General features: G+C 61.2%; 21 protein-coding genes. 6 read left to right on the top strand and 15 right to left on the bottom strand.

All coding sequences use genetic code 11. The features are described 5' to 3' along the window. Window positions 1-83: 83 nt before the first annotated feature. Entirely contained in the window at window positions 84-1211 is a 1128-nt protein-coding gene (locus tag QR290_RS04120) for an AGE family epimerase/isomerase (RefSeq protein ID WP_289204378.1), read from the top strand. 30 nt (window positions 1212-1241) lie between these two features. On the opposite strand, the gene QR290_RS04115 is transcribed toward QR290_RS04120, so the two are convergent. The 10 genes from QR290_RS04115 to QR290_RS04070 all read right to left on the bottom strand — a co-directional run bounded on the left by QR290_RS04115 (window position 1242) and on the right by QR290_RS04070 (window position 12378). Further along, complete coding sequence (locus QR290_RS04115; RefSeq protein ID WP_115076363.1) at window positions 1242-2147, bottom strand: cation diffusion facilitator family transporter; 906 nt, start codon at window positions 2145-2147, stop codon at window positions 1242-1244. Between the two features lie 179 nt (window positions 2148-2326). Continuing rightward, window positions 2327-3091, bottom strand: coding sequence for an SDR family oxidoreductase (locus QR290_RS04110; RefSeq protein WP_289204377.1), 765 nt, complete (start codon window positions 3089-3091; stop codon window positions 2327-2329). 739 nt (window positions 3092-3830) lie between these two features. Beyond that, window positions 3831-4547 (bottom strand): ABC transporter ATP-binding protein, encoded by a 717-nt coding sequence (locus tag QR290_RS04105; protein WP_007950655.1) that lies wholly within the window; start codon window positions 4545-4547, stop codon window positions 3831-3833. Continuing rightward, complete coding sequence (locus tag QR290_RS04100) at window positions 4544-5416, bottom strand: ATP-binding cassette domain-containing protein (RefSeq protein WP_289204376.1); 873 nt, start codon at window positions 5414-5416, stop codon at window positions 4544-4546. The genes QR290_RS04105 and QR290_RS04100 overlap by 4 nt, the downstream gene beginning before the upstream one ends. Continuing rightward, entirely contained in the window at window positions 5413-6714 is a 1302-nt protein-coding gene (gene livM, locus QR290_RS04095; protein WP_115076361.1) for a high-affinity branched-chain amino acid ABC transporter permease LivM, read from the bottom strand. The genes QR290_RS04100 and livM overlap by 4 nt, the downstream gene beginning before the upstream one ends. Window positions 6715-6717: 3 nt before the next feature. Further along, on the bottom strand, window positions 6718-7632 hold the full coding sequence (locus QR290_RS04090; protein ID WP_007950661.1) for an ABC transporter permease subunit: 915 nt from the start codon (window positions 7630-7632) through the stop codon (window positions 6718-6720). Window positions 7633-7778: 146 nt separating this feature from the next. Then, window positions 7779-8912 (bottom strand): ABC transporter substrate-binding protein, encoded by a 1134-nt coding sequence (locus tag QR290_RS04085; protein ID WP_085711176.1) that lies wholly within the window; start codon window positions 8910-8912, stop codon window positions 7779-7781. 364 nt (window positions 8913-9276) lie between these two features. Continuing rightward, the gene (gene amaA / locus QR290_RS04080; protein ID WP_289204375.1) at window positions 9277-10560 is read right to left on the bottom strand and encodes an L-pipecolate oxidase; all 1284 of its coding nucleotides are present in this window, start codon (window positions 10558-10560) and stop codon (window positions 9277-9279) included. Window positions 10561-10724: 164 nt separating this feature from the next. Beyond that, the gene (gene amaB, locus QR290_RS04075) at window positions 10725-12215 is read right to left on the bottom strand and encodes an L-piperidine-6-carboxylate dehydrogenase (protein ID WP_289204374.1); all 1491 of its coding nucleotides are present in this window, start codon (window positions 12213-12215) and stop codon (window positions 10725-10727) included. A gap of 10 nt (window positions 12216-12225) precedes the next feature. Beyond that, window positions 12226-12378: a hypothetical protein gene (locus QR290_RS04070; RefSeq protein ID WP_167748721.1), complete on the bottom strand. Its 153-nt coding sequence runs from the start codon at window positions 12376-12378 to the stop codon at window positions 12226-12228. Here QR290_RS04070 and QR290_RS04065 point away from each other — a divergent pair. The 3 genes from QR290_RS04065 (at window position 12377) to nadE (ending at window position 15445) form a co-directional block, all read left to right on the top strand. Then, window positions 12377-13282: a LysR family transcriptional regulator gene (locus QR290_RS04065; RefSeq protein ID WP_230735093.1), complete on the top strand. Its 906-nt coding sequence runs from the start codon at window positions 12377-12379 to the stop codon at window positions 13280-13282. The two genes, QR290_RS04070 and QR290_RS04065, sit on opposite strands and share 2 nt — an antisense overlap. 107 nt (window positions 13283-13389) lie before the next feature. After that, window positions 13390-14613, top strand: coding sequence for a nicotinate phosphoribosyltransferase (gene pncB, locus QR290_RS04060; RefSeq protein WP_074689644.1), 1224 nt, complete (start codon window positions 13390-13392; stop codon window positions 14611-14613). A 4-nt stretch (window positions 14614-14617) separates the two neighbouring features. Beyond that, complete coding sequence (nadE, locus tag QR290_RS04055; RefSeq protein ID WP_085611050.1) at window positions 14618-15445, top strand: ammonia-dependent NAD(+) synthetase; 828 nt, start codon at window positions 14618-14620, stop codon at window positions 15443-15445. Between the two features lie 55 nt (window positions 15446-15500). On the opposite strand, the gene azu is transcribed toward nadE, so the two are convergent. Further along, on the bottom strand, window positions 15501-15947 hold the full coding sequence (gene azu, locus QR290_RS04050) for an azurin (protein ID WP_007950684.1): 447 nt from the start codon (window positions 15945-15947) through the stop codon (window positions 15501-15503). 341 nt (window positions 15948-16288) lie between these two features. Here azu and QR290_RS04045 point away from each other — a divergent pair, with 341 nt between their 5' ends. Then, complete coding sequence (locus tag QR290_RS04045; protein WP_115076357.1) at window positions 16289-16876, top strand: TIGR00730 family Rossman fold protein; 588 nt, start codon at window positions 16289-16291, stop codon at window positions 16874-16876. Window positions 16877-16944: 68 nt separating this feature from the next. Further along, on the top strand, window positions 16945-17124 hold the full coding sequence (locus tag QR290_RS04040) for a hypothetical protein (RefSeq protein ID WP_007950694.1): 180 nt from the start codon (window positions 16945-16947) through the stop codon (window positions 17122-17124). A gap of 127 nt (window positions 17125-17251) precedes the next feature. On the opposite strand, the gene QR290_RS04035 is transcribed toward QR290_RS04040, so the two are convergent. The 4 genes from QR290_RS04035 to QR290_RS04020 all read right to left on the bottom strand — a co-directional run bounded on the left by QR290_RS04035 (window position 17252) and on the right by QR290_RS04020 (window position 26511). After that, window positions 17252-18145 carry a transglutaminase family protein gene (locus QR290_RS04035; protein ID WP_289204373.1) on the bottom strand — a complete coding sequence of 298 codons (894 nt, stop codon included), beginning with the start codon at window positions 18143-18145 and terminating at the stop codon, window positions 17252-17254. Further along, window positions 18145-20631 (bottom strand): circularly permuted type 2 ATP-grasp protein, encoded by a 2487-nt coding sequence (locus QR290_RS04030; RefSeq protein ID WP_289204372.1) that lies wholly within the window; start codon window positions 20629-20631, stop codon window positions 18145-18147. The genes QR290_RS04035 and QR290_RS04030 overlap by 1 nt, the downstream gene beginning before the upstream one ends. Window positions 20632-20719: 88 nt before the next feature. After that, complete coding sequence (locus QR290_RS04025; RefSeq protein ID WP_289204371.1) at window positions 20720-23995, bottom strand: DUF2126 domain-containing protein; 3276 nt, start codon at window positions 23993-23995, stop codon at window positions 20720-20722. Between the two features lie 212 nt (window positions 23996-24207). After that, entirely contained in the window at window positions 24208-26511 is a 2304-nt protein-coding gene (locus QR290_RS04020) for a YgiQ family radical SAM protein (protein ID WP_289204370.1), read from the bottom strand. Window positions 26512-26604 lie beyond the last annotated feature (93 nt).

The raw sequence follows: 26604 nt of genomic DNA, 5'->3' as shown, positions 1-26604 counted from the left end.
CGGCCTGACAGACACCGCGTCTCTAAGGCCGGTCTCTCTGCTACCATGTCGCGCAATCGCCCCTGCCGTGACGACGTCCGCCCATGCCCCACGCTTCCCGCTCCACCTCCCTGCCTGAATTGACCGCCCTGTTCGGCGAAGTGCAACAGCACTTTCTGAACGTGATCGTGCCCCTCTGGCAAGGACCGGGCTGGAACGCCGACATGGCGTTGCCTTACGAGGCGCTGGACGCCGCGCATCAGCCGCTGCCACCGCAGCGCTACCGGGCGATGGCCTGCGCACGGCAGCTGTACCTGTTTTCCAGCCTGATCGGGGTTGTGGATAACGCTGAAGTCCGGGCGGCTGCGCTGTTCCGTTCCCTGCAACGGCACTTCCACGATGCCGAGCACGGCGGCTGGTTCTACAGCATCGATCCGCAGGGCAAACCACTGGATCAGCGCAAGGACCTCTACACCCACGCCTTCATCCTGTTCGCCTGCGCGCATTACTGGGAAAAGTCCCGCGAGCCCTTGGTCGAATCGACCCTGAATGCCGCGCTGGAAGTCATCGGCCGACGTTTCGCCACCGGTGACGGCCTCTACGAAGCCTGCCTCGACCGCGACTGGATCACGCTGGAAACCGGCCCGCTGCAAAACCCGCTGATGCACCTGGCCGAAGCCTTCCTGGCCACGTTGGCCGTGCGCGAAGATCCCCAGACGCAGCAGGCGCTGAGCGAGTTATGCACAGCCATGCACAAGCGCTTCATCGAACCGCAACAGGGCGTGTTGATGGAAAAGCCGCTGGGGGCTGTGGATAACTGGTTTGAGCCGGGGCATCAGTTCGAATGGTATTTCCTGCTCGAATCCTCACCGCTTCTGCGCGGGTCGAAGCTGCACGCGGCACTGGATCGTGCGTTTGCCTTCACCGAACAACAGGGCGTCGAGGCCGACACCGGTGCGGTGCTGGCCATGCTTGATCCGCAAGGACACGGCAAGGATTCGACCCAGCGCATCTGGGCCCAGGCCGAATACCTGCGCGCCCTGACTTTGCGTCCGGGCAGTGAAAGCGCGGTGTTGCGCCAGTTGCAGGCGCTGCAACAGCGCTTCCTGCATGCCGGCGGCTGGCACGAGTGCCGTGACGATCAGGGCGAGGTCAGCCGCAAGGACATGCCGTCGACCACGCCATATCACCTGGCGACCTGTTATCGCGGCATCGCCGACTATCTGAGCTGACGTCGTGGCGAGCCCGCGCACTCGCCCAAGTCAGGCAATCCACTTCCTGTCGCCGGTGAAGCTGATGGTCAGCCAGCGCGCCGCGTCCGGCTTGCCCAGCTTTGCGGAAATCTCCTCGCGCAGCACATCCAGCTGGCCGACGCTCTGCAGCCGGTAATCCGCCGGCAACACCACATGAATCTCGATGAACCGCGCCCGCCCGTGTTTCTGCACGTAAGACACGTAGTCGTCGAAACCATGCTCGACCTTCGCGGCTTCCATCACCTGGCGCACCTGATCGTCCAGCGTGTCCGGCGCAATGCCGAGCACGTCCCGCAGCGCCGGGCCGAGGATCTTGAAGGCCGGTGGCAGCATGGTCAGTGCCAGCACGATGAGAATCAGCGGGTCGACGAACTTCGCCCATTCGCCATAGCCCTGGGACTTGAGCAGCAGCGCCGCGAGGAAACTGACCAACAGGCCCACCGACAGCATCGCGTCCACCAGCCAGCTGATGTTGTCGAACTGGATCAGGCTCGACTTGAGCTTGCGATTACGGTGGCGCACGTAGAAGAAGTAGGCGAACTCGACAACGGTGAACACCGCCGCGTAGATGATCACCAGCCCCAGTTCGATCTCACGACCGCCATTGATAATGCCGAACACGCCGTTGAGAAACGCGTAGATCGCAATCAACAGCAGGAAACTGCCCTCGATCAGCAGCACCATTGGCTCCAGATGCCAGAAGCCGAACTGGAAACGCTGGTTGCTTTGCTTGGCGATCAGCTTCGCGGTGATCAGCATCAGGACTTTGATGAAGGTGGCAATCAGCGAAAAAAAGCCATCGAACAGGATGGACTGGGAACCCGAAACAAAACCGGTGGCGATCCCGGCGATCGACACGGCGAACATCAGAAGGGTCGATTGTTTGAGCAGCGACTGCTCACCTCGGTTACTCACTTTGACTCCTCGAAAAACCTTGATAACCGCAGGGTGCGGTTGGGTTGTTGAGGGATGAGTCTACCTTACTGCCAGATTCTGGCCGATTTGCCCTCTTCGCAAGCAGGCTGGCTGGCTCCCACAGTTGATCGCATTCCAATGTGGGAGCCAGCCTGCTGGCGATGGGCCGTTAAGCGGTCTTAAACCTTGTTGCGCTCGATGGCAAAACCGGCCCAGGTCTGGCTCACCGGCATCAGCTCCAGGCTGTTGATGTTGATGTGCGCCGGCGCATTCAGCACCCAGAAAATCGTCTCGGCGATGTCCTGCGGCTGGATCGGCTCGGCACCGGCGTAGGTCGCGTCGTAACGCGCCTGATCACCGGCGAAACGCACCAGCGAGAACTCGCTCTCGCACAGGCCCGGCTCGATGTTGCTGACGCGCACGCCAGTGCCCTGCAGGTCGCAACGCAGGTTCAGCGAGAACTGCTTCACGAACGCCTTGGTCGCGCCATAAACGTGGCTGCCCGGGTACGGATAGTTACCGGCGATGGAACCGAGGTTGATGATGCCGGCGCCGCGACCGTGGGCGATCAGGCGTGGCAGCAACAGGCGAGTGCTGTACATCAGGCCTTTGACGTTGGTGTCGACCATGGTGTCCCAATCGTCGAGGTCGCACTTCGGTGCCGGGTCCACACCCAGCGCGAGACCTGCGTTGTTGATCAGGCCGCGCAGTTTGGCGAACGACGGCGGCAGGTTGGCAATCGCCTCCTCCATCGCCTTGCGATCACGCACGTCCAGCACCAGGCCATGCACTTCAGTCTGCTTCGACAGTTCGGCGCACAGCGCGTTGAGGCGTTCTTCACGACGACCGGTCAGCACCAGTTTCCAGCCGGCCTCGGCAAAACGACGGGCACAGGCTTCACCAAAACCGGAGGTCGCGCCGGTGATAAACAGGGTGTTGGACATCGTGTTCTCCTTGCTTCGGCCGCCGGGGCAGCCATTGGAATAGAAAATCAGCGGGCAGCATGCCCGGCCCTGCTTTAACCGGCAACCACCGAATCCTGCTCATTAATTGATCAATGGCCGCTACGCCATACCCGCCGTGGCCTGTAGCCATGTGCACGCACGTTATCCACAAGCCCTTCCACAGTTTCCGGGGGCAAGTGGAAAAGCGCAAAGCCACGCCACACAAGGCTTTGCGGGCGATTTGGAAAGTTTTTTGCTTGACCCTGAACAACCAGTTGTGCCGGGCAGGGCATTTTGCACGACCGGCCGGTCATGGCCATGATTGCGCGAGGCCAGCAATTACGGCCCTTAGCCGAGTCTTTCCAGAGTTTAATCACAGACTTATCCACAGGATTGACCACAGCGATCCGCGCCTTTTTGCGTCCCCATAAAAAGGTTGACAAACAGGCCCTACCCTCAGCAAAAACACACTGCTCAAAAAACAACCACAGCGCTACAAGCCACGGATTCAAAGGCTTTCAGCCAGCTACACCCACGTTATTCACAGCCAGCTCCACAGCAAACGGGGACAAGTCAAAAGTGTGGAAAAACAGCCATTTGCAGCGGCTTTATGTCGCGCTTTGGCAGGTTGGGGATTTTGTTTTCCACAATTTCCCGAAAGTCCTGGTTTTCAGTGAACGGGCAGACGAAAAAAAGCCCCGACACTCACGCATCGGGGCTTGTGGACAACTTCAAATGATCAGTGACCGCCGAGGTAAGCGTTACGCACTTCCTCGTTCACCAGCAGTTCCTTGCCGGTGCCCGTCAGGCGGATCTCGCCGTTGACCATCACGTACGCCCGGTCGGACAGTTTCAACGCATGGTTGGCGTTCTGTTCGACGAGGAAAATGGTCATGCCGGTTTTCGCCAGTTCCCGCAGGGTGGCGAAGATCTGTTTCACCACGATCGGCGCCAGGCCCAGGCTCGGCTCATCCAGCAGCAACAGCTTGGGCCGGCTCATCAGCGCCCGGGCGATGGCGAGCATTTGCTGCTCGCCGCCGGACATGGTCATCGCGCGCTGGGTACGGCGCTCTTCGAGCCGCGGGAACAGCTCGAACATGCGCTGCATGTCTTCCTTGGCGTACTTGTCGCCGATCGGAATGGTGCCCATCAGCAGGTTTTCCTCGACGGTCATGTCGGGGAACACCCGCCGCCCTTCCGGCGACTGCGCAATGCCGTTGGAGGCGATGTAGTGCGATGACTTGTGGGTAATGTCCACGCCCTGATAGAGGATCTGCCCGCCGGCCGCCCGTGGCTGGCCGAAAATCGACATCAACAGGGTGGATTTGCCGGCACCATTGGAGCCGATCAGGCTGACGGTTTCCCCTTCGTTGATCTGCAGCGAAACGCCTTTGAGGGCCTGGATCGGGCCATAGAACACGTCCAGATCCTTGAGTTCGAGGATGGGTTGCGTCATACGACTTCCTCTTCGTCGGCGCCCAGGTAGGCAGCGATCACTTTCGGATCGTTACGAATGGCATCCGGCCCGCCCTCGGCGATGACGATGCCGTGGTCCAGCACCACGATGTGATCGGAAATGCTCATTACCATGCCCATGTCGTGTTCGATCAGCACCACGGTCAGATCGTGCTCGTCGCGCAGCAGCCGGATCATCGCGCTCAGCGCTTCGGTTTCCTGAGGGTTGAGGCCGGCGGCCGGTTCGTCGAGGCAGATGATCTGCGGCCGCGTGCACATGGCCCGGGCGATCTCCAGACGGCGTTGCTGGCCGTAGGAAAGTTCACCGGCCAGACGGTTGGCGCAGTCCACCAGATCCACCACTTCCAGCCAGTAGAACGCGCAGTCCAGCGCATCGCTTTCGGCCTTGCGATAGCCCTTGGTATTGAGAATGCCGGCCAGCATGTTGCGGTTGACCCACATGTGCTGGGCCACCAGCAGGTTTTCCAGCACCGACATTTCCTTGAACAGGCGAATGTTCTGAAACGTCCGGGCCAGGCCCGCGCGGTTCACCAGATGGGTGCCGCCGAACATCTTGTAGTACAGGCGACTGGCGAAGCTTTTCGGCGAGACGAAGTCGGTCGGCTTGAACGATTCGCCCAGCAGCTGGATGACGTTGGTCTGCCGGCCGCGCACGTTGAGTTCGATCTTGCCGCCGGAGGCCTTGTAGAAACCGGTCAGGCAGTTGAACACCGTGGTCTTGCCGGCGCCGTTGGGGCCGATCAGGGCGAAGATCGAGTTGCGTTTGACCTTCAGGCTGACGTCGCTCAAGGCCTTGATGCCACCGAAGTGCATCATCAGTTTTTCAACAGAGAGTACGACTTCACTCATGGCGCAGTCCTCTCATAGTGAATGGCACCTTTGCGTGGAGTGACCCCGGTACGGCTGATGCGGATCAGCCCGCGCGGTCGCCAGATCATCATCAACACCATCAGGATCCCGAACAGCAACACACGGTATTCGGCGAAACCGCGCAGCAGTTCCGGGGCAACCGTCAGCACGAACGCTGCGATCACCACGCCGATAGTCGAGCCCATGCCGCCGAGTACGACGATGGCGAGGATCAATGCCGATTCGAAGAAGGTGAACGAGGTCGGGTTGACGAAGCCTTGATAGGTCGCGAAGAACACACCCGCCAGACCTGCCGTGGACGCACCGATAGTGAACGCCGAGAGCTTGACCAGCACGTGGTTGAGGCCCATCGAGCGACAGGCGATCTCGTCTTCACGCAGAGCTTCCCAGGCGCGGCCGACCGGCATCTTCACCAGACGATGCTTGATGTACAGCACGGCCAGTACCACCAGGAACAGCACCGCATAGATGAAGTAATACTTCACGTCCGGGTTGTAGGCGATGCCGAAAAACTCGTGGAACGGTACCCCGCCATCCTTCGCCCGCTTGCCGAATTCCAGACCGAAGAAGGTCGGCAGTGGTGCCGGCATGCCGTTCGGGCCGCCGGTCAGGGACAGCCAGTTGTTGAGCACCAGACGAATGATTTCACCGAAGCCCAGGGTCACGATCGCCAGGTAGTCGCCGTGCAGGCGCAGTACCGGGAAACCGAGGATGCAACCGGCAAGGCCAGCGGTGATCGCCGCCAGCGGCAGCACGGTCCAGAAGCCCAGGCCGAGGTACTGATAACCGAGCGCCAGACCGTAGGCGCCGATGGCGTAGAACGCCACGTAACCCAGGTCAAGCAGGCCGGCCAGACCGACCACGATGTTCAGCCCCAGCCCCAGCAGCACGTAGATCAGTCCGAGGATGACCACGCCCAACAGGTACGAGTTGGACACGAATGGCACGGCCACGGCCAGCACGATCAGCAGCGGGATGATCCAGCGCAGGCGGGATTTGTGATCGGCGGGCAGCACATGCACGCCGGAACCGGTGCTCTCGAATCCTTCGAGAATGCGCAGGCCCTTGGGGGTTTGCAGGAACAGGCTGAGGGCAAAACGGCCGACCATGACGATGGCAATGATCCACGCCACGCGGGTCGGTTCGAGGTTGAAGCTGTAGCCGTCGAGTACCACGCCGACAATCGGCCCGAACACGATCAGGGCAATCAGACCGGCGAGAATCGCCTCAACCAGGCTTTTTTTGACATCAATGGATTTTGTAGTGGTTGAAGACATCGCTTACACCTTCGACACAAGAGGACGGCCCAGCAGGCCCTGAGGCCGGAAGACCAGAACAAGTACGAGCAGCGAGAAGCTGAACACGTCTTTGTAGTCGGAGTTGACCAGGCCCGAGAACAGCGACTCGGAGATCCCGAGGATGATCCCGCCCAACATGGCGCCAGGCAGCGAGCCGATCCCGCCGAGCACCGCAGCGGTGAACGCCTTGATGCCGATGACGAAGCCTGCGTAGAAGTCGAACGTGCCGTAGTTCATGGTGATCAGCACGCCGGCCAGGGCCGCCATCGCTGCACCGATGATGAACACATAGGAAATCACCCGGTCGGTGTTGATCCCCAGGATCGAGGCCATCTTGCGGTCTTGCTGGGTGGCGCGGCACATGCGGCCGAGCTTGGTGTACTTGATCACGTAGGTCAGCAGGCCCATCCCGACAAAAGCCGCGACGAGAATGAAGATCTTGGTGTAGGTCAGCTGGACGAAGCCCGAGCCGACGTCGATGCGCCAGGCGCCGGTGAGCAGCGTCGGAACACCCTGTTGACGGGCGCCCTGGCTGATCTGGGCATAGTTTTGCAGGATCAGGGAGATACCGATGGCGCTGATCAGCGGAGCCAGTCGGGTGGAGTTGCGCAGTGGTTTGTAGGCGATGCGTTCGATGACCCAGCCGTACACCCCCGTGACAACGATGGTGAAGACCAGTGTGCCGAGCATCAGCAGCGGGAAGGATTCGATACCGAAGTAAGCCAGCAGAGCCAGACTGATTGCCGCGAGGTAAGCGGAAATCATGTAAACCTCGCCATGGGCGAAGTTGATCATGCCGATGATGCCGTAGACCATTGTGTAGCCGATGGCGATCAGGCCATAGACCGACCCGAGGGTCAGGCCGTTGACCAGTTGCTGCAGGAAAATACCATCCATAACGCAATCTCACGCAGTGAGAACCTGCACACCCTGGGGCGCGCGGTTCTTCTAGGAAAAATACAGATTTACGTCGGAGCAATGTCAGCCACGACCGGGCTGGCCCCCACAGAAGTTCTGCGGAGGTCAGCCGATCGCGTCAGCCCTTACTTCTGTTTTTCCAGCTGGTGATATTTACCGGTCGCGTCCCACTGGTAGACCACGTAGTCGGAGACTTTCAGGTCGCCCTTGGCGTCCCAGGTCTTCTCACCCATCACGGTTTTCACAGGGTTGGCTTTCAGCCATTTGGCAGCGTCTTCGCCCTTGTTGGACTTGGCGCCGTTGAAGCCGGCGGCCAGGGCCTGAATCGAAGCGTAGGCGTACAGGGTGTAACCTTCAGGCTCGGTGCCGGCCTTGCGGAAGGCATCCACGACAGTCTTGCTTTCCGGCAGCAGGCGCGGGTCGGCGCCGAAGGTCATCAGCACGCCGTCGACGTATTGCGGGCCACCGGCGGTGGTCACCAGTTCGTCGGTCACGATGCCGTCGTCAGACATGAATTTCACGTCTTTCAGGCCTTCGGTACGCAGTTGCTTGACCAGTGGACCGGCTTCCGGGTGCAGGCCGCCGAAGTAGACCACGTCGGCACCGGCCGCGCGGATCTTGGTGACCACGGCGCTGAAGTCTTTCTCGCCACGGGTCAGGCCTTCGTACAGCACCGGCTTCACGCCGCGTTTTTCCAGTTGTGCCTTGGTCGCATCGGCCAGGCCCTGACCGTAGGTGTCCTTGTCGTGCAGCACGGCGACTTTCTTGCCCTTGAGCACGTCGACGATGTAGTCGCCGGCAACGATGCCTTGCTGGTCGTCACGGCCGCACATACGGAACATGGCGCTCAGGCCGCGCTCGGTCACTTGTGGGTTGGTGGAGCCCGGGGTGATCGCGATGATGCCGGCTTCGTCGTAGATCTCGGACGCAGGAATGGTGGAGGACGAGCAGAAGTGGCCGACCACACCGGCGACTTTCTGGTTGGTGAGGTCCTTGGCGACCGTCACCGCCTGTTTCGGCTCGCAGGCGTCATCGCCCTTGACCAGAACGATTTTCTCCCCGTTGACGCCGCCCGCCGCGTTGACCGCGTCGGCCGCCGCTTGTGCCCCTTTCATGTACTGTTCGCCAAATGCCGCGTTGGCGCCCGTCATCGGACCCGCCACACCGATTTTCACATCAGCTTGTGCAAACGCAGAAACACCCAGCGCAGTAGCCACTGCGAGGGCCAGAAAGCCTTTCTTGTAAAACGTCTGGGACATGAGGTGGTGCTCCAAGGTTTTTTTTAGTTGGCACTGCGACTTCACTTGAATGCTCAGAGCAAGGGCCGTGCCATCGGTTTTTTATTCTTCAAAAAGTCGCTGCTTTCTTGTTATTTCGACTGTTTCGTTCCCATTTTCATTGGGCGTGCAACCGTCTAAACCGCGGAAGGTGAAACCAATTATTTTTTCAGGCGCAACCCGCACGCGCCATCATTGCAACCGCGGCGCCAAACGACGTGCAACCAGCCTGTAACAGCCCGCGTCACCGAACTGCACACTGCTGGTGCGGGACTGCTACAACCCGCACCATTACAGGCTAGTCGCTACATCGAAAAGCGCCGCTTCCGGCAACATATTTCAACACTCAAATGACGATGCGCAGGCACTGGCCCGCGTGATACAGCGAGAACCCGGCCTCGTACAGACAACTGCGCAAACCCACACCCGCCAGAGGCTGCATCGGTGCGAAGGGAATCGGCAATGCCTGAGGATTTCCGTTACACAGGTAATCGGCGAAGGCCTTGCCGACCACGGTGCCGGTGGTCACGCCACGGCCGTTGTAACCGGTGACGGCCACCAGTCCGGGCGCCGGTTCGAACAGGCGCATCAGGTGATCGGGAGTGAAAGCGATGCGCCCGGTCCAGGTGCATTCCCACTCCACGGGTTTGAGATTGGGGAAGTAATGTTGCTGCACCCGGTCGGCCCAGGCCTTGAGAAACCAGGTCGGTTTCTGATTGCCGTTGCCGAGACTGCCCAGCAACAGACGCCCATCCTTGTCACGGCGAATACTGCTAAGCACCTGGCGGGTATCCCACGAGCCCTGCCCGCCCGGGAGGATTTCATGGGCGGCGTCTTCGGTGAGCGGCACCGAAGCGACCTGATAGTAGTAACCGGGGAAGAAGTTGCGCTTGAGTTCGGTCCAGTCGCCTTCGGTGTAGGCGTTGGAGGCGATCACCACTTGTTCGGCGAGTACCGAACCCTGCTCGGTCTGCACCGACCATTGCTGACCCTGACGCTCAAGACGAGTGACCGGTGAATGATCGAACATCTGCCCGCCCAGGCTGATGACAGCGTTGGCCAGTCCGGTGACATAAGCCATCGGATTGAGCGTACCGGCGCGCCGGTCGAGCAGCGCGGCGGCAATCTTCTGCGTACCGGTCGCCTGCTCACAGGCCTTGCCGGTCAGCAGTTCGACCGGCGCACCGCGGCGTTTCCACTGTTCTTCGCGACTGCGCAGATCCGCCTCGCCCTTGGCGTTGTGCGCCATGTGCAGGGTGCCTTCGCGGCGTAACTGGCAATCGATGTTGTATTTATCCACAAGGCTGAACACCAGCGCCGGCGCCGCTCCGAGCATGCGGTTGAGCTGACTGCCGACCGCCTCGCCGAACCCGGCCTCGATCTCGTCCGGCGGAATCCACATCCCGGCGTTGACCAGCCCGACGTTGCGCCCGGAGCCGCCATGCCCGGCGCGATGGGCTTCGAGCACGCAAACGCTTTTGCCCTTTTCCAACAGATGCAGCGCCGCCGACAGCCCGGTAAACCCGGCGCCGATCACGCAGACATCAACCTTGACCTCGCCCCTGAGCGCCGTGTTATCCGGTCGTTGCGGCGTGAGTTTTTCCCACAGACATTCTTCGCGTAACGGCATTGCCAGACTCCAACAGAAACCTAACAAACACACAGTTCAACAATGTGGGAGCGAGCCTGCTCCGGGCGGCGCTCCGACGAAAGCGGCGTTTCAGCCAACATTGGTGTTGACTGACACACCGCTATCGCGAGCAGGCTCGCTCCCACAGGGGGAATATCCAACTGTCAGTCGAACGTAATGCCCTGCGCCAGCGGCAACTCCAGCGAGTAGTTCACGGTGTTGGTCTGCCGACGCATGTACGCGCGCCACGCATCCGAACCCGACTCACGACCACCACCGGTTTCTTTTTCACCGCCGAACGCACCGCCGATTTCCGCACCGCTCGGGCCGATGTTGACGTTGGCGATGCCGCAGTCGCTGCCGACCGCCGACATGAATTTCTCGGCCTCGCGCACATCGGTAGTGAAGATGCACGACGACAGGCCTTGCGGCACGGCGTTGTTCAGGCGCAGCGCCTCTTCGAAATCGCTGTAGCCGACCACGTACAGGATCGGTGCGAAGGTTTCGCTGCACACCACGTCGCTCTGCTCCGGCATCTCAACGATGGCCGGCGACACGTAATAGGCATTTGGGAATTGATCTTCCAGTTGGCGTTTGCCGCCGAACACCCGGCCGCCTTCGCTCAGCGCTTGTTCCAGCGCGTCCTGCATGTTTTCGAAGCTGTGCTTGTCGATCAGCGGGCCGATCAGGTTGCCTTCCAGCGGGTGACCGATGCGGACTTTGGAGTACGCGGCTTTCAGGCGAGTGACGATTTCTTCTTTCACCGATTCATGGGCGATCAGGCGACGCAACGTGGTGCAACGCTGGCCGGCAGTGCCGACGGCGCTGAACAGAATGGCGCGCACGGCCATGTCCAGATCGGCGCTCGGGCCGAGGATCATCGCGTTGTTGCCGCCCAGTTCGAGAATGCTGCGAGCGAAGCGTGCGGCGACTTTCGGCGCCACTTCGCGGCCCATGCGGGTGCTGCCGGTGGCGCTGATTAGCGCAACACGCGGGTCATCCACCAGCGCTTCGCCGGCATCGCGGCCGCCGACGATTACCTGGCTAAGGTGCGCCGGGGCATCGCTGAAATTCTTCAGTACGCGTTCGAACAGCGCCTGACAGGCCAGCGCGGTCAGTGGCGTTTTCTCCGACGGTTTCCATACCACCGGGTTACCGCAGACCAGCGCCAGCGTGGTGTTCCACGCCCACACCGCGACCGGGAAGTTGAACGCACTGATCACGCCGACCACGCCCAGCGGGTGCCAGGTTTCACGCATGTGGTGGCCCGGGCGCTCGGAGGCGATGGTCAAGCCGTACAACTGACGGGACAGGCCGACGGCGAAATCGCAGATGTCGATCATCTCCTGCACTTCACCGAGGCCTTCCTGGGTGATCTTGCCCGCTTCCCACGAAACCAGCTCGCCGAGTTCGGTCTTGTATTCCCGCAGCACTTCACCGAACTGACGCACCAGCTCGCCGCGACGCGGGGCCGGCACCTTGCGCCATTGTTCGAACGCATGATCTGCGCGACTGATGTGCTGCTCGACTTCGGCCGGGCCTTCCCAGTTCACGGCGCCGATGCGGCTGCCGTCGATGGGCGAATGCACCGGCACTTTGCCGTTCTGGTACAGGGCCGGGTTCACACCTAGACGATCAAGCAATGCGGCAACCATGGGTCACTCCTCAAGCAAAAAACTGAATGTGTGCGGTCGCGTTTTCACGACCGGGCAGGCCTTTAGTTGTAGCTTCAGGAAGGCCACGCAACAAACGACCTTTACGCGAGATATCATTCCGTTTATTCATGCTGCGCAGAAAGACAAGAAAAGGATCGCCCATGCTGAACAAACGCCACTTGCCGTCGATCACCGCGTTGCAGTGCTTCGAGGCCGTGACCCGGCACCTGAGTTTCACCCGGGCCGCCGAGGAACTGAACCTGACCCAGAGCGCTGTCAGCAAGCAGGTGGCGCAGCTCGAGGAATTGTTGCAGCACTTGTTGTTCCGTCGGGTCCGCCGCCGTTTGCAGATGACTCCGGCCGGCGATTTGTACCTGGTGGAAGTCAGAAAAATCCTGACCCAGGTTGAGATGTCGACCCATTACTTGCGTTCCTACGGCGGCGAGACCGAAGTCCTGCGCGTCTCTACACCCTCGACCTTCGGCGCACGCTGGCTGGTGCCGCGCCTCAAGGGCTGGCGCTTGCGCCATCCGTCGATCCATCTGGACCTGTGCAACGAGCAGGAGGCCGATGATCTGCTGCAAGGGCGCAGCGACCTGGCGTTCTATTTCGGCCAGGGCTCACGTCCCGGCACCGAATGCCTGAAGTTGTTCGGCGAAGAGCTGGTGCCGGTCTGCGCGCCCGGCAGCCTGCCGGAGACTCCGTTGACTGATCCAACGCAACTCACCGATCTGGTCCTGCTGCAGAATGCTTCGCGCCCGCAAGCGTGGCACGACTGGTTCGACAGCCAGGGCTACCAGACCGAACACAGCTACCACGGCCCGCGTTTCGAAACCTTTTATATGTGCATTCGCGCCGCGCAGGTCGGCTGCGGCGTCGCCCTGCTCCCGAGGTTTCTGGTGGAAGAGGAATTGGCCGACGGCAAACTGGTCATTCCCTGGCAGCATGCAATGCCCAGCACCGATGCGTATTACCTGGCCTACCCGGAACACGCGGCGGAAGTGCCCAAGGTGCGGGATTTCGTGAAGTGGATGCTGGAGCAGATCGACAGTCCTGACGCGGTCTGAGGGCCGGTGCCGGGATAAAAATCGCTGGCAATCCCCACCCCGGATATGCGCCACTAGCGCCATTGATTGATACCGCGCCAATGCGCGGCCCGTCTGGAGACCCCGTTATGAGCGAGAGTGTGTTTGCCGATCGCATCGTGCAGAACCTGCTCGACACCGACTTCTACAAACTGACGATGATGCAGGCGGTGCTGCACAACTACCCCAACGTCGAAGTCGAATGGGAGTTCCGTTGCCGTAACAGCGAAGATCTGCGCCCCTATCTGGCGGAGATCCGCTTCCAGGTCGAGCGTCTGGCCGAGTTGAGCCTGAGCGCCGATCAGTTGAGTTTCCTGGAGCGCATCTCGTTCCTCAAGCCGGATTTCCTGCGCTTCCTCGGTCTGTTCCGTTTCAACCTGCGCTACCTGCACACCGGCATCGAGAACGGCGAGTTGTTCATCCGCCTGCGCGGGCCGTGGCTGCACGTGATTCTGTTTGAAGTGCCGCTGCTGGCGATCGTCAGCGAAGTGCGTAACCGCTATCGCTACCGTGAAACGCTGCTGGAACAGGCCCGCGAACAGCTCTACCGCAAGTTCGACTGGCTGACCGCCAACGCCTCGGCCGAAGAATTGTCGCAGTTGCAGGTTGCTGATTTCGGCACACGTCGCAGGTTTTCCTACCGGGTGCAGGAAGAAGTGGTGAACGTGCTCAAGCACGATTTCCCCGGGCGTTTTGTCGGCACCAGCAACGTACATCTGTCCCGCGAACTGGACATGAAACCGCTGGGCACCATGGCCCACGAATGGATCATGGCCCACCAGCAACTCGGCCCGCGACTGATCGACAGCCAGATCGCCGCCCTTGATTGCTGGGTCCGCGAGTACCGCGGCTTGTTGGGGATCGCCCTGACCGACTGCATCACCACTGATGCTTTCCTTGGCGATTTCGATCTGTTCTTCGCCAAGCTGTTCGACGGTTTGCGCCATGATTCCGGAGATCCGGTGCAATGGGGCGAAAAATGCATCGCCCACTATCACAAGCTCGGCATCGACCCGATGAGCAAGACCCTGGTGTTCTCCGACAGCCTGACGCTGCCCAAGTCGCTGGAGATCTTCCGGGCGCTGCGCGGGCGGATCAATGTCAGCTTCGGCATCGGCACCAACCTGACCTGTGACATTCCGGGTGTCGAACCGATGAGCATCGTGCTTAAAATGACCGCCTGCAACGGCCAACCGGTGGCGAAGATCTCCGACGAGCCGGGCAAGACCCACTGCAAAGACCCGAATTTCGTCGCCTATTTGCGACACGTTTTCCAGGTTCCTGCCGTTTCCAGCCTTTCTAGCAAGGAGTGAATTCATGCAAGCCGTACAGCGTGAGATTGCTGAACAGCTCAACGTTCAGCCGCCGTTCGCCGATTACCAGGCCCTCGAAGCGGAAGTCGCCCGACGCATCACCTTCATCCAGGATTGCCTGACCAATTCCGGACTCAAGACCCTGGTGCTGGGCATCAGCGGCGGTGTCGACTCGCTGACCGCTGGCCTGTTGGCCCAGCGCGCCATGCGTGAACTGCGCGAGCGCACCGGTGACGAGGCCTACAAGTTCATCGCTGTGCGCCTGCCGTACGACGTGCAGTTCGATGAACACGACGCTCAGGCCTCGGTGGACTTCATCGCCCCGGACGAGCGCCACACCGTCAACATCGGCCCGGCGGTCAAATCCCTGGCCAGCGAAGTCGCAGCCTTCGAAGGCAAGCACGCGGTGTCGGTGGACTTCGTGCTCGGCAACACCAAGGCGCGGATGCGCATGGTCGCCCAGTACACCATCGCCGGCGCGGCTCACGGCCTGGTGATCGGCACCGACCACGCGGCGGAAGCGGTGATGGGGTTCTTCACCAAGTTCGGTGACGGCGCCTGCGACCTGGCCCCGCTCAGCGGTCTGGTGAAAAACCAGGTCCGCGCCATCGCCCGCAGCTTCGGCGCACCTGAATCGCTGGTGGAAAAAGTGCCGACGGCGGATCTGGAAGACCTGTCACCGGGCAAACCGGACGAGGCCTCCCACGGCGTGACTTACGCCGAGATCGACGCGTTCCTGCACGGCGAGCCGGTGCGTCAGGAAGCGTTCGACATCATCGTCAACACCTACAAAAAGACCCATCACAAGCGGGTCATGCCGTTTGCGCCTTGAATCCGGGGCATAAAAAAAGCGTCCTTCGGGACGCTTTTTTTTGACCTTGTGTTGCTTACTTCAGGGTCACGGTGCCTTTCATCATCGAGATGTGGCCCGGGAACGAGCAGAAGAAGCCGTACTTCTCGTCAGCCTTGAGCTTGGACACGTCGATGGTCAGCGAGTCGGTTTCCTTGGCGCCGATGATCTTGGTGTGAGCGATGACGCGCTCGTCACCGTCCTTCAGGTAGTTCTTGTCGATGCCGGCAGCCAGGCCGTCGGTGGCGATCGGCTGCATGTCGGCTTCTTTGCTAATCACCAGGTTATGGCCCATGACGTTCTTCGGCAGGCTGCCGGAGTGGGTCAGTTCGACGGTGAAGGTCTTGCAGCTCTTGTCGATTTCGATGGCCTTGGTGTTGAAGGACATCTGATCGGTGGAATCAACGGTGGTTTTGCACTCGGCAGCCATCAATTGGCTGCTGGCCAGCGCCAGCAGGGATACCGCAACAACTTTGGAAAACATGGTGAATCTCCAAGGCAGGGTTAACAAAAACACGAATGGTTGGAAGACTGCCTGAAATCTTCGCAAGTTCCTATGACTTGAGTCAAAAATTGTATACAACTTTCAGGCTATGACACTCATCGAAACAATCTAACAGCCAGACGTTTGGCCGGACCGTATCTTCAGGGCTCAACGTTTATCTGGAGCATCGATCATGTCCTTCAACAGTCTGTTGTGCAGTCTGCTCGCCGCCTACGCCTGTGGCGCCAGCGGCACTTATGAAACCCCGAAACGCGAAGTCTAGCCCTTGGATCAAGGCGTGCCAGCCATTACCCTGTGACGGATTGACCCAGGAGGAAGGCATGTCTCTCACATCCGTTTGTGTATTTTGCGGTGCCAACGCCGGCACCACCCCGGCGTACACCGAAGCCGCCATCGCCCTCGGCACGGCTATCGCCGAGCGTAAGCTGACGCTGGTCTACGGCGGTGGCGCCGTCGGCCTGATGGGGATTGTCGCCGACGCCGCGCTGGCGGCCGGTGGCGAAGTAATCGGCATCATCCCGCAGAGCCTGATGGACAAGGAAATCGGTCACAAAAGCCTGACCCGCCTGGAAGTGGTCGACGGCATGCACGCGCGCAAGGCGCGGATGGCCGAACTCAGCGATGCGTTCATCGCCCTGCCCGGTGGCCTCGGCACCCTGGAAGAGCTGTTCGAAGTCTGGACCTGGGGCCAGCTCGGCTACCACGGCAAGCCGCTGGGCCTGCTGGAAGTGAACGGTTTCTACAGCAAACTCACTGCATTTCTCGATCACATCGTCGGCGAAGGCTTCGTTCGCGCACCGCACCGTGACATGCTGCAAGTGAGTGAATCGCCGCAAACCCTGCTCGAAGCCCTCGACCACTGGAAGCCCACCGTCACGCCCAAATGGGTCGACCAGAAACCCGGTTAACCGCCAGGCACCGATACAGGGCAGAATACGCGCCGCTCAACCTCACCTTCGACCCCAGAGGATCGCCCATGGCCAAACCCAATTACTCCTTCGCCAAACGTCAACGTGACCTGGCCAAGGAACAGAAGAAAGAGGAAAAGCTTCAGCGCAAGAAACAGATGGCTGAAGAAGCGGCACTGAACCCTGACGGTGAAGTGGCGACCGATGATGATGTTGAGGCACCGAAAGACCAGGCGCCAGACGCCTGAGCAAACTGCTGAAACCTAGAACAAAATCCCTGTGGGAGCGGGCTTGCTCGCGAAAGCGTCGTGACATTCACTATGGATGTGACTGACAAATTGCTTTCGCGAGCAAGCCCGCTCCCACATTTGATCTTCACTCCTCCAGGGGCAACACGGTGACGCGGACTTCCGGGTCGTGATTGCCACCACCCAGAATCACCCCGCGCAACGGCGAGACATCGGAGAAATCCCGGCCCCAGGCCAGGGTGATGTGCTCCAGCGCCGGCTGCACATTGTTTGTCGGATCGAAATCCACCCAGCCCAGCACCGGGCAAAACACCGAGACCCAGGCATGGGACGCATCGGCGCCGATCAGCCGGGGCTGCCCTGGTGGCGGTTGGGTCAGCAGGTAGCCGCTGACGTAACGCGCCGCCAACCCGCGTGATCGCACGCAGGCGAGCATCAAGTGCGCGAAGTCCTGACAGACCCCGCGCCGGCGCTCCAGCACCTCCACCAGCGGCGTCGCGACTTGCGTCGCTTCGGCATCGAAGGTGAATTCGCTGAAGATCTTCTGCATCAAGGCCTGCACACCCACCATCAAGGGGCTGCCGGCCGGAAAACAGCTCTCCGAGAATTCGACGAAACTGCGCTTCAGATGCACGTAGGGCGACTGGAATCGATAGCGACAGGCTTCCAGCAACGAGGCGGACAACGGTTGGCTGCTGTAGGTCAGCGCATTGCGCGTCAGCTCCCAGGCCGGCGACTGATGGAAATCCACCACGGGCCGCGCCAGTACCTCGACCGTCAGCCGTGCGTTGACCTGCAACTCATCGTGAGGCCGTTCGAAGGCCAGGCGAGTCAGCGGATTGCCGAACACATCCTGCTCGTCACGGCGGGTGGTCGGCTCCGGACTGATCAACAATTGCTGTTCGGTGCAGCGCTGCCAATCGCATTCGCGCGGCCACAGATGCGCCAGTTGCTGGGCCAGGGACACCGGGCTGTCGTAGCGATAGCAGGTGTCGTGAAAGATCTGGTAATGGGCGCTCATCAGACGGACACCGTGCGCTGACTGACATCATCGACATGGGCGAAATGGCGCAGGGCCAGACGATCCGACACCTGACTGCTGGCGTCAGCGATTTCCTGCAACAGATCCGCCAGACCGTCGAGGGCCGCGCGCACACTGGATTCGCCGAACAGTGGATTTTCCAGACAGCTCAGGTCGAAACGCGCCAGACGCTCGACCAGCGGCGGCAATCCAGCCTCCCTCGGTACACCGAAGTCATCATTCAGTCGCTTCAGGGTGCGGGTCACCAGTTTCAACTGGAACAGCACCGCATGGGGGTTCTGCTCATCCAGCAGCAACAGGTCGAGTACCGGAATCAACTGCGCCACCGCCAGATAACGCGAGCGATAGGTGATGCTGCTATTGCCCAGCTCCAGCAACCACTCCAGCCCTGCCTGATCGAACGCGCCGGCGCCGCGCAGGAAACCGGCGAGACTGCTGCTGAGAAATTGCAGGCGCTCGATCCGCCGGCCGATCATCAGGAAACGCCAGCCTTCGTCGCGAGTCATGTCATCAAGGGCAAACCCGGACAGCGCCGCCAGCGACATCACCAGCCGGTTGAGAAAATCCAGCAGCTCGCCGAAATCCGGTTCATCGGTGTCCAGCTCCGAAGCCTCGCGTTGCAGTTCCACCAATGCCTGCCAGTTTTCCCGTGAGAGCTTGCCGCGCACCTGCGATGCCGCCCACTGCAAACGTTGCAGGTTGGAACGCAAGCTGAACGACCAGTCCTCACCGAGCAGTGCCGCGAGCAAACGCTCCGGCAGTTCACCTTCATCCGGCAGCAGCATCAGCCGCTCGCCCAGATCCACCGCCGCCTGCAAGGCTTGTGGGTCATCGCCGTCGACGTAACGCGCGAGCATGATCCGCAGCAGCCGCGCGCTGTCGTCGCAACGCTCGCAGTAACGGCCGAACCAGAACAGGTTCTCCACCACCCGCGATGGCAGATACGGATCACGTCGCACCAGATCAGGCACGCCGATATTGCGCTGGGCTTTCCACTGCTCACCGCTCGGCGGCCGATCCCCCAACACCCAGGTGTCCTTGCTCGCGCCACCGCGCTGCATCGACACCACTTCGGCATCGGCCTCGGCCGCCACCCGGGTCAGACCACCGGGCAGCACCCGATAACCGTCGTGACTCGCCACCGCGTACATGCGCATGCCGATGGCTCGCGGTTGCAATTGGCCGTCATCAGGCTGCCAGATCGGCGCATGGGATAACTGAGCAAGTTCTTGCGCGACATACGCATAAGGGCGGGCCTGCATGCGTGCGGCGAGACTCTCACGCTGTTTTTCGCTCAGATCCCGGCCAAACACCGGCGCAAAACTTTGCGACGGGAACGCAGGTTTGATCAGCAGCTCCGGCAGTTTTTCCAGGGCCTGAGCCAACACTGGCGCTTCGCCGCACCACCACGTGGCAATGGACGGCAAGATCAGGTCCTCACCGAACAGGTACTGATTGATCTTCGGCAGAAAACCCAGCAGACCCGGCGATTCCAGCACGCCGCTGCCCAGCGCATTGGCTACCAGCACCCGGCCCTGACGCACCGCCTCCAGTAATCCCGGAACGCCGAGCGCCGAATCCGTGCGCAACTCCAGCGGATCGCAGAAGTCATCGTCAAGCCGGCGCATGATCGCGTGTACCCGGCGCAGGCCGCTGAGGGTTTTCAGGTAGACCGTGGCATCACGCACCGTCAGGTCGCCCCCCTCCACCAGTGGATAACCGAGCTGACGCGCCAGATAAAGATGTTCGAAATAGCTTTCGTTGAAACGCCCCGGGGTCAGCAACACCACCAGCGGTGCGTCATCGTCGCAGGGAGCCTGACGGGCCAGGGTTTCCTGCAAGGTGCGGAAGAAGCCGGCCAGGTGCTGCACTTTCAGATCCCGGTACAACTCGGGGAAGGCGCGGGACACGATGGTGCGGTTTTCCAGCGCATAACCGGCACCCGATGGCGCCTGGGTACGATCCGCCGTCACCCACCAGCGCCCGTCCGGCGTGCGCGCAAGATCCACGGCATACAGATGCAGAAAGGCCCCGTCCGGCGGCGTAATGCCCTGACAGGACCAGAGAAAGTTGTTGTGGCCGAACACCAGCTCAGCCGGCAGCAGCCCTTCGCTTATCAGCCGTTGCGGGCCATATAGATCCGCCAACACTGCGTTGAGCAGGCGCGCGCGCTGGGCGATTCCGGCGGACAGCTGTTGCCACTCGTCAGCGGCGATCACGTGGGGCAGCAGGTCCAATTCCCACGGGCGATCCGCGCCCTTGGGGTCGGCATAGACGTTGTAGGTGACGCCGTTTTCCTGAATCTGCCGGGTCAGCAACGCCTGACGCTGCACCAGTTGCGCCGGGGTGCTGCGCTGCAATTGGTCGACCAGTCGCCGCCAGTGCAGGCGCACTGCCCCGCTGTCGTCGAGCAGTTCGTGATAGGTGCCCGCCGTCAGCGGGTAGCGGTCAAGCAGGTCAGGCATGGAAAGCTCGGCAGCCGGCAAGGAACGGTCAGACTAACGCAGGCACATGACGCCCGGATATACGAAAAATCCGGGCGTCGCGTACGACTTAGAAACGTCGTAAATCGAGAGTCATCGGTAGCTCGTCGGAGATAGTCAGGTTCGGTATCGGAAGTTTTCCCGGCGTGTGTCCGATGCGGAAGAAACGCGCCATGCGCCGGCTCTCCGCTTCGTTGGCGTTGACCGGCAACGTCTCGTAATTGCGCCCGCCCGGATGGGCGACGTGGTACTGGCAACCGCCCAGCGAGCGCTGCATCCAGGTGTCGAGCAAGTCGAACACCAGCGGCGCGTGTACCGGGATGGTCGGTTGCAGGCAGTTGGCCGGTTGCCAGGCACGGAAACGCACACCGGCGACAAACTCGCCCACCCGCCCGGTCGGTTGCAGCGGCACCGGGATGCCGTTGCAGGTCAGCAGATAACGCTGCGGCGGCAACCCCGTGAGCCTGACCTGCAAACGCTCCAGCGATGAGTCGACGTAACGCACCGTACCGCCCGCCGCGCCCTCCTCGCCCAGCACATGCCAGGGTTCAAGGGCCTGACGTAATTCCAGCTCGATGCCGTTGACCGTGTAATCACCAACCTTGGGAAAGCGAAACTCCAGATGCGCGGCAAACCATTCTGCACGCAGCGGATAACCAGCATTGTTGAGTTCGACGATGACGTCGGCAAAGTCCTGCTCGATAAAATGCGGCAGCAGGAAGCGGTCGTGCAGTTCCGTGCCCCAGCGCACCAGTTTCGGCGGCGCATAAGGCTCGCGCCAGAACCGCGCCACCAGCGCCCGCAACAACAGCTGCTGAGCCAGGCTCATGCGCGCATGGGGCGGCATCTCGAACGCGCGTAACTCCAGCAGACCGAGGCGCCCGGTGGCGCCATCCGGTGAATACAGCTTGTCGATGCAGAACTCGGCGCGGTGGGTGTTGCCGGTGACGTCGATCAGCAGATTGCGCAACAAGCGATCGACCAGCCACGGCGGGCATTCCTCTCCCAGTGCCGGCATCTGCGCGAAAGCGATTTCCAGCTCATACAACGCATCGTTGCGCGCTTCATCGACTCGCGGTGCCTGAGAGGTCGGGCCGATGAACAGGCCGGAAAATAGGTAGGACAGCGACGGATGGTTGTGCCAGTAGCTGATCAGGCTGCGCAGCAGATCCGGACGACGCAGAAACGGTGAATCGCCCGGTGTCGCGCCGCCGAGCACGAAATGGTTGCCGCCGCCGGTGCCGGTGTGTCGACCATCGACCATGAATTTCTCGGTGGACAGTCGGGTCTGGCGCGCTTCTTCGTACAGAAACTCGGTGCGCTCGACCAACTCGTCCCAGGTCGCGGAAGGCTGGACGTTGACCTCGATCACGCCGGGATCCGGGGTGATGCGGAAGTTGCTCAGGCGCGGATCGCTCGGCGGCTCGTAACCTTCCAGCAGCACCGGACAGTGCAGTTCCTCGGCGGTGGCTTCGATGGCGGCCACCAGTTCCAGATAATCCTCGACCCGCTCCAGTGGCGGCATGAACAGATACAACCGGCCTTGCCGCGCCTCGGCGCAGAACGCGGTGCGGGTCAGCCAGTCGGCGGACTCGTCGATCTTAGGCACACGTTCGTCCGCCGGAGCGGGCTCGCCGTGTTCGTTGAGCTGCAATGTATCGGGCAGTTCGGGGAAATCCTGATTCGGATCGTTCGGATGAATGAACGGGTACTCCGCCGCCTTCACCCAAGGCTGCGAACCTAATGGCAGGCGATAGCCGAGCGGTGAATCCCCCGGCACCAACCGGCAATGTTCATCGCGCAGATACCAGCGCCCGCTCTGCCATTGATCGCCTTTGGCGGTGCGCGCCAGCGGCAGCACCTGGCCGATGACCTTGTCCAGCCCCTGACTGAAAACTTTGCGCAGTCGCGCACGCTCCAGTGGCTCATCCAGACGCGAGTCTTCGGCGTTGACGTTGCTCGGCAAGGCGCCCTCGCGCCAGAGGTAATAGAAATGGTCTTCGTAGGCCGGAAACACAAAACGTGTCGGCAGCTTCAGGCGTTCGGCGACACTCGCCAGAAAACGCCCGGCCAGTGCGCCATCGGCGCCGTAATCATGCTGTTCATCGGCGATCAGCGCGTTGTTGTGCCAGATCGGCACACCGTCGCGGCGCCAGTAGCAATTCAGCGACCAGCGCGGCAGTTGCTCGCCCGGATACCACTTGCCCTGACCGAAATGCACCAGCCCCTTGGGCGCGTAATGTTTGCGCATGCGCTCGAACAGTTCGGCGGAGAGCCGACGCTTGTCCGGGCCCAGCGCGGCGGTGTTCCACTCGGCGCCGTCGGGGTCGTCGATGGACACGAAGGTCGGTTCCCCGCCCATGGTCAGGCGCACATCGCCATCCAGCAGGTCGGTATCGATCTGCCGGCCCAGCGCCTGGATCGCCAGCCATTGCTCATCGGTGTAGGGCTTGGTGACGCGTGGTGCTTCCCAGATCCGCTCCACCGACATTTCGTGGCTGAACTCGCACTCGCAAGGTTCCACCAGACCACTGATCGGCGCCGCCGACGATGGATCGGGACTGCAGGCCAGCGGGATATGCCCTTCACCGGCGAACAACCCCGACGTCGCATCAAGGCCGATCCAGCCGGCGCCGGGCAGATACACCTCGCACCACGCATGCAGGTCGGTGAAGTCCACTTCGGTGCCGGACGGGCCGTCGAGGCTTTTCACGTCGGCGGTCAGTTGAATCAGATAACCGGAGACGAAACGCGCCGCCAGCCCGAGGTTGCGCAGCAGTTGCACCAGCAGCCATGCCGAATCGCGGCAGGAGCCGGAGGCGTGTTCAAGGGTGTGCTCCGGGGTCTGCACCCCCGGCTCCATACGGATCAGGTAATTGATGTCTTCGCTCAGACGCTGGTTGAGCGCCACCAGGAAATCCACGGCGGGTAACGGCGTGCGGTCGATGGCGTCCAGATAGGCCTTGAATTTCGGCGTCAGCGGCAGGGTTTCGAGGTACGGCGCCAGCTCCTTGCGTTCATCGGCGGCGTAAGCGAAAGGGATTTTCTCGGCGTAGGGCTCAAGGAAAAAATCGAACGGATTGAACACTGCCATCTCGGCCAGCAGATCGACCTCGATCCGCAGTTCAGCGGTTTTTTCGGGGAACACCAGTCGTGCTAGGTAATTGCCCTGAGGATCCTGCTGCCAGTTGATGAAGTGCTGCTCGGGCGAGACTTTCAGTGAATAAGACAGAATCCGCGTGCGGCTGTGGGCAGCCGGGCGCAGCCGCACGATCTGCGGGCCGAGTTCGACAGCGCGGTCGTAGCGGTAATGCGTGACGTGATGCAATGCGACATGAATCGACACGGCGTGCCTCCTGCGAGCCCAAGCGTATTCGAAAGCGCGCAAGACTTATGCCATGCAGAGGCTTGGGCGCTTTCCCGGAATGCTTAGGGCAGTACAGCACCAAAATCGGGCGACGCGGTGAAATGGTTTGGCACAGTTGCACGCAAATGTTGCGAGGCACAACGCAAAACGCCAACCCGAAGGTTGGCGTTCTGTTTTGGCTAAAGTGCGTTTCAGCGCGGTACGACCGGCTTGCGTGCCGGTTTCGGTCCTTTGCCTTTCGCGGCTTCCTTGCGCTCCTTGGCGGCCTGCTGGTTGCGGGCGAATGCCGCGGCCTTGGCCTGTTCACGCTTGTCCCAAGGATTGCCGCCGTCGCTGGCGCGCGGTGGCAGACCGGTGTGCTGGGTGAGGATCTTGGTGGTCTTCTCTTTCGCGACCTTGTGGCTGCCGGCCGGTGTCGAGTTCTTGCGACGGGCACTCTGGTAGCTGTCGGTGGCCGGCTGATGCAGCGGGATCAACTGGTTCTTGCCCGGCCCGATCAGGTCGGCGCGGCCCATGCGGGTCAGCGCTTCACGCAGCATCGGCCAGCCTTTCGGGTCGTGATAACGCAGGAACGCCTTGTGCAGACGACGCTGCTCTTCGCTCTTGACGATGGTTACGCCGTCGCTCTTGTAAGTGACCTTGCGCAGTGGGTTCTTGCCCGAGTGGTACATCGCGGTGGCGGTGGCCATCGGCGACGGATAGAACGCCTGCACCTGGTCGGCACGGAAACCGTTGCCCTTGAGCCACAGGGCCAGGTTCATCATGTCTTCGTCGGTGGTCCCCGGGTGCGCGGCGATGAAGTACGGAATCAGGTACTGCTCCTTCCCCGCTTCCTTGGTGTACTTCTCGAACATGCGCTTGAAGCGATCATAGGTGCCGATCCCCGGTTTCATCATCTGGTTGAGCGGACCTTCCTCGGTGTGTTCCGGGGCGATCTTCAGGTAACCGCCGACGTGGTGGGTCACCAGCTCCTTGACGTACTCCGGCGATTCGACCGCAAGGTCGTAACGCAGGCCGGAGGCAATCAGGATCTTCTTCACACCCGGCAAGGCACGGGCGCTGCGATACAGCTGAATCAGCGACGAGTGGTCGGTGTTCAGGTTCGGGCAGATGCCCGGGAACACGCAGGACGGCTTGCGGCACGCGGATTCGATTTCCGGGCTCTTGCAGGCGATGCGGTACATGTTCGCGGTCGGGCCGCCGAGGTCGGAGATGACGCCGGTGAAACCCGGCACCTTGTCGCGGATCTCTTCGATTTCGCGAATGATCGACTCTTCGGAACGGTTCTGGATGATCCGGCCTTCGTGCTCGGTGATCGAGCAGAAGGTGCAGCCGCCGAAGCAGCCACGCATGATGTTCACCGAGAAACGGATCATGTCGTAGGCCGGGATCTTTTCCTTGCCATACGCAGGATGCGGAACACGTGCGTAAGGCATGCCGAACACGTAGTCCATTTCTTCAGTGGTCATCGGAATCGGAGGAGGGTTGAACCAGACGTCGATCTCGCCATGCTTCTGCACCAGCGCACGGGCGTTGCCCGGGTTGGTTTCCAGGTGCAGCACGCGGTTGGCGTGGGCGTACAGGACCGGGTCGTTACGCACCTTTTCCATCGACGGCAGGCGGATCACGGTCTTGTCGCGGGTCATTTTCGGGCTGGCCAGGATCTGCACGACCTTGGCTTCTTCCGGGTCGTCAACCGGGCCCTTCTCCTGCTCGATTGCACAAGCCTGAGTGTCCTGAGTGTTGACGTACGGGTTGATGATCTTGTCGATCTTGCCCGGACGGTCGATACGCGTGGAGTCGACTTCGTACCAGCCCGCAGGCGTGTCACGACGGATGAACGCGGTGCCGCGCACATCGGTGATGTCTTCGATCTTGTGACCGTAGGACAGACGCTGGGCGACTTCGACGATCGCCCGCTCGGCGTTGCCGTACAGCAGGATGTCGGCGCTGGCGTCGATCAGGATCGAGTTGCGCACACGATCCTGCCAGTAGTCGTAGTGGGCGATGCGGCGCAGGGAGGCTTCGATGCCGCCGAGCACGATCGGTACGTGCTTGTAGGCTTCCTTGCAGCGCTGGCTGTAGACCAGGCTCGCGCGGTCCGGACGCTTGCCGGCCATGCCGCCCGGGGTATAGGCGTCGTCAGAGCGGATTTTCTTGTCCGCGGTGTAGCGGTTGATCATCGAGTCCATGTTGCCGGCCGCGACGCCGAAGAACAGGTTCGGCTCGCCGAGCTTCATGAAGTCGTCTTTGGACTGCCAGTTAGGCTGCGCGATGATCCCGACGCGGAAGCCTTGCGACTCCAGCAGCCGGCCGATGATCGCCATGCCGAACGACGGGTGATCGACGTAGGCATCACCCGTAACAATGATGATGTCGCAGGAATCCCAGCCAAGCTGATCCATCTCCTCCCTGCTCATCGGCAGGAATGGCGCAGGCCCGAAACATTCGGCCCAGTACTTTGGATAGTCAAATAACGGCTTGGCTGCTTGCATGTCGATGACCGGTGTTGAGGTGCAAAATCGCGGGCGCGGAATATAGCACAAAAAATGACCAATTCCGACGGCTGCGGTCGGAAATATCAGAGG

The sequence above is a fragment of the Pseudomonas fluorescens genome (assembly GCF_030344995.1).
GTDB lineage: Bacteria > Pseudomonadota > Gammaproteobacteria > Pseudomonadales > Pseudomonadaceae > Aquipseudomonas > Aquipseudomonas fluorescens_BF.
The sequence above is the reverse complement of the archived record's forward strand: the minus strand, read 5'-3'. Positions and strand labels throughout refer to the sequence as shown.

Coding starts and splice junctions, on each gene's coding strand:
- QR290_RS04120 (WP_289204378.1), top strand. CDS start 84: ATGCCCCACGCTTCCCGCTCCACCTCCCTGCCTGAATTGACCGCCCTG.
- QR290_RS04110 (WP_289204377.1), bottom strand. CDS start 3,091: ATGTCCAACACCCTGTTTATCACCGGCGCGACCTCCGGTTTTGGTGAA.
- QR290_RS04105 (WP_007950655.1), bottom strand. CDS start 4,547: ATGACGCAACCCATCCTCGAACTCAAGGATCTGGACGTGTTCTATGGC.
- QR290_RS04100 (WP_289204376.1), bottom strand. CDS start 5,416: ATGAGTGAAGTCGTACTCTCTGTTGAAAAACTGATGATGCACTTCGGT.
- livM (WP_115076361.1), bottom strand. CDS start 6,714: ATGTCTTCAACCACTACAAAATCCATTGATGTCAAAAAAAGCCTGGTT.
- QR290_RS04090 (WP_007950661.1), bottom strand. CDS start 7,632: ATGGATGGTATTTTCCTGCAGCAACTGGTCAACGGCCTGACCCTCGGG.
- QR290_RS04085 (WP_085711176.1), bottom strand. CDS start 8,912: ATGTCCCAGACGTTTTACAAGAAAGGCTTTCTGGCCCTCGCAGTGGCT.
- amaA (WP_289204375.1), bottom strand. CDS start 10,560: ATGCCGTTACGCGAAGAATGTCTGTGGGAAAAACTCACGCCGCAACGA.
- amaB (WP_289204374.1), bottom strand. CDS start 12,215: ATGGTTGCCGCATTGCTTGATCGTCTAGGTGTGAACCCGGCCCTGTAC.
- QR290_RS04065 (WP_230735093.1), top strand. CDS start 12,377: ATGCTGAACAAACGCCACTTGCCGTCGATCACCGCGTTGCAGTGCTTC.
- QR290_RS04070 (WP_167748721.1), bottom strand. CDS start 12,378: ATGGGCGATCCTTTTCTTGTCTTTCTGCGCAGCATGAATAAACGGAAT.
- pncB (WP_074689644.1), top strand. CDS start 13,390: ATGAGCGAGAGTGTGTTTGCCGATCGCATCGTGCAGAACCTGCTCGAC.
- nadE (WP_085611050.1), top strand. CDS start 14,618: ATGCAAGCCGTACAGCGTGAGATTGCTGAACAGCTCAACGTTCAGCCG.
- azu (WP_007950684.1), bottom strand. CDS start 15,947: ATGTTTTCCAAAGTTGTTGCGGTATCCCTGCTGGCGCTGGCCAGCAGC.
- QR290_RS04045 (WP_115076357.1), top strand. CDS start 16,289: ATGTCTCTCACATCCGTTTGTGTATTTTGCGGTGCCAACGCCGGCACC.
- QR290_RS04040 (WP_007950694.1), top strand. CDS start 16,945: ATGGCCAAACCCAATTACTCCTTCGCCAAACGTCAACGTGACCTGGCC.
- QR290_RS04035 (WP_289204373.1), bottom strand. CDS start 18,145: ATGAGCGCCCATTACCAGATCTTTCACGACACCTGCTATCGCTACGAC.
- QR290_RS04030 (WP_289204372.1), bottom strand. CDS start 20,631: ATGCCTGACCTGCTTGACCGCTACCCGCTGACGGCGGGCACCTATCAC.
- QR290_RS04020 (WP_289204370.1), bottom strand. CDS start 26,511: ATGCAAGCAGCCAAGCCGTTATTTGACTATCCAAAGTACTGGGCCGAA.